This is a genomic window from Streptomyces sp. WELS2 (genome assembly GCF_013870595.1).
GTDB lineage: Bacteria > Actinomycetota > Actinomycetes > Streptomycetales > Streptomycetaceae > Streptomyces.
Genome location: NZ_JACBWZ010000839.1, coordinates 1 through 2,626, shown reverse-complemented (window position 1 = coordinate 2,626; position 2,626 = coordinate 1). Strand labels below are relative to the sequence as shown.

4 protein-coding genes are annotated in these 2,626 nt (G+C 75.1%); 2 read left to right on the top strand and 2 right to left on the bottom strand.

What is annotated here, in order from left to right; all coding sequences use genetic code 11:
- Positions 1-436, top strand: a 436-nt coding sequence (locus tag H5J33_RS30600) for an alpha/beta fold hydrolase (RefSeq protein WP_399552965.1), incomplete at its 5' end; no start/stop codon positions are given.
- Between the two features lie 37 nt (positions 437-473).
- On the opposite strand, the gene mnmA is transcribed toward H5J33_RS30600, so the two are convergent.
- Positions 474-1,607: a tRNA 2-thiouridine(34) synthase MnmA gene (gene mnmA / locus H5J33_RS30595; protein ID WP_181798022.1), complete on the bottom strand. Its 1,134-nt coding sequence runs from the start codon at positions 1,605-1,607 to the stop codon at positions 474-476.
- 71 nt (positions 1,608-1,678) lie between these two features.
- Between mnmA and H5J33_RS30590 the strand changes: the two genes are divergently transcribed.
- Entirely contained in the window at positions 1,679-2,287 is a 609-nt protein-coding gene (locus tag H5J33_RS30590; RefSeq protein WP_181798021.1) for an N-acetylmuramoyl-L-alanine amidase, read from the top strand.
- Here H5J33_RS30590 and H5J33_RS30585 read toward each other — a convergent pair.
- Positions 2,280-2,626: aminotransferase class V-fold PLP-dependent enzyme (locus H5J33_RS30585; RefSeq protein ID WP_181798020.1), on the bottom strand; the 347-nt coding region annotated here is incomplete at its 5' end. The two genes, H5J33_RS30590 and H5J33_RS30585, sit on opposite strands and share 8 nt — an antisense overlap.

Sequence of the window (2,626 nt, the reverse complement as noted above, 5' to 3'; positions counted from 1 at the left end):
GGTGCCGTACGCCGACCATCTGGCGGACGGCGCCGCGCGCGAGGCGGCCTACAAGGAGCGGCTGACCGAGGCGCTGGCCGAGGGCCGGCGCGGGGACGCGGTGGAGCTGTTCCTGCGCCAGACGGGCCTCGGCGAGGAGGTGATCCAGCGCGCCCGCCAGTCCCCGATGTGGGCCGGCATGGAGACCCTCGCGCCCAGCCTCGCCCACGACGACGCGGTCATGGCCGACGGCCTGCTGCCCGGGGACCTGCTCGGCCGGATCCCCGTACCCGTCCTCGCGCTCGTGGGCGGCGCGAGCCCGGAGTGGATGCACCGGGCGGGCCAGGCGGTCGCGGAGGCCGTGCCGGAGGGCACCTACCGCGTCCTGCCGGGGCAGACCCACATGGTGGAGCCGGACGTGCTGGGGCCGGTGCTGGCGGAGTTCTTCGCGGGCTAGGCCGGCGGAAGGGCCGGGCGGACCCGGCCCGTGCGGCTCAGACCGCCGTCGCCGCCGTCGCGCGCGTGGTGGACGCGATCGTCGCCGACCCCACCACGCGCGTGCCGTCGTAGAGCACGATCGCCTGGCCGGGGGCGACGCCGCGGACCGGCTCGGTGAAGGTGACGCGCAGCTCGCCGGCCACGAGTTCGGCGGTGACCTCGGTCTCGCCGCCGTGCGCGCGCAGCTGGGCGGTGTAGGTGCCGGGGCCGGTGGGGGCGGTGCCGCACCAGCGGGGCCCGATCGCGGTGAGGGCGGTGATGTCCAGGGCCTCGGCCGGGCCGACGGTCACCGTGTTGGTGACCGGGGAGATGTCCAGGACGTAGCGCGGCTTGCCGTCGGGGGCCGGGGTGCCGATGCGCAGGCCCTTGCGCTGGCCGATGGTGAAGCCGTACGCGCCCTCGTGGGTGCCCAGCTTGCTGCCGGACTCGTCCACGATGTCGCCCTCGGCCTTGCCGAGCCGCTTGGCCAGGAAGCCCTGGGTGTCGCCGTCGGCGATGAAGCAGATGTCGTGCGAGTCGGGCTTCTTGGCCACCGCGAGGCCCCGGCGCTCGGCCTCCGCGCGGATCTCCTCCTTGGTGGTGACCGTGTCGCCGAGCGGGAACATGGCGTGCGCGAGCTGCCGCTCGTCCAGCACGCCGAGGACGTACGACTGGTCCTTGGCCATGTCGGAGGCGCGGTGCAGCTCGCGGGAGCCGTCCTCCTTCAGGATCACCTTGGCGTAGTGGCCGGTGCACACGGCGTCGAAGCCGAGGGCCAGCGCCTTGTCCAGCAGCGCCGCGAACTTGATCTTCTCGTTGCAGCGCAGGCACGGGTTCGGGGTGCGGCCGGCCTCGTACTCGGCGACGAAGTCCTCCACGACGTCCTCGCGGAAGCGGTCGGCGAGGTCCCAGACGTAGAACGGGATGCCGATGACGTCGGCCGCGCGGCGGGCGTCGCGCGAGTCCTCGATGGTGCAACAGCCCCGCGCGCCGGTTCGGAAGGACTGCGGGTTCGCGGAGAGCGCGAGGTGGACGCCGGTGACGTCGTGGCCGGCCTCCGCGGCACGCGCGGCGGCGACGGCGGAGTCCACTCCGCCGGACATGGCGGCGAGGACGCGGAGGGGGCGGGTGCGCTGCGGGGTGTCAGTCATAACCCTTCCAGGGTACGGGGGCGCGGCAACCAGCGTACGGGGCCGCGGGAACCCGGGCGGCCGGCTGTCCGTTGACGGTCACATGGGGGCGACTTCAGGTTCGGCGGCGGGAGGAGCTGTCCCGGTCGTGGTGGCGGCTGCCCGGGGTGGACAAGCCGCGGGCGGCGGGCGCGGTGGACTTCCGGGGCGCGCGCTGGGTGGCGGCCTCGGCGGCGAACTACCGGCGGGCGGACCGGCCGGCCGACTATCCGGTGGACCGGGTGGTCGTCCATGTCACCCAGGGCGGGTACGCGTCGGCGGTGCGGGCCTTCCAGGACCCCGGGCACGGCGCGGCGGCGCACTACATCGTGCGGCGGGACGGGCGGATCACCCAGCTGGTCCGGGAGCTGGACGTGGCCTTCCACGCGGGCAACCGGGAGTACAACGAACGCAGTGTCGGCATCGAGCACGAGGGCTTCGTGGAGGACCCGGCGTCCTTCACGGAGGCCCTGTACGCGGCCTCGGCCCGGCTGGCGGCCGCGATATGCGGGCGCTACGGCATCCCCGTGGACCGGGAGCACATCATCGGGCACGACCAGGTGCCGGGCACGGACCACACGGACCCGGGGCGGCTGTGGGACTGGGAGCGGTACCTACGCCTGGTCGGCGCCGAGCGCGCCGGGTCCCCGCCGGCTAGGTGAGCCCGGCCGCGCGGGCGCGTTCCACCGCCGGGCCGATCGCCTTCGCCACGGCCTCGACGTCCGCCTCGGTGGAGGTGTGGCCGAGGGAGAAGCGGAGGGTGCCGCGGGCGAGGTCCGGGTCGGTTCCGGTGGCGAGGAGGACGTGGCTGGGCTGGGCGACGCCCGCGGTGCAGGCGGAGCCGGTGGAGCACTCGATGCCCTGGGCGTCCAGCAGGAGCAGCAGGGAGTCGCCCTCGCAGCCGGGGAAGGTGAAGTGCGCGTTGGCGGGGAGCCGGCCCCCGGGTGCCGGGTCGCCGCCGAGGATGGCGTCCGGTACGGCGGGAGGTCGGCGGCCTGCGC

Excerpts from the sequence above, each read along its gene's own strand:
- mnmA (WP_181798022.1), bottom strand. The coding sequence starts at position 1,607 with ATGACTGACACCCCGCAGCGCACCCGCCCCCTCCGCGTCCTCGCCGCC.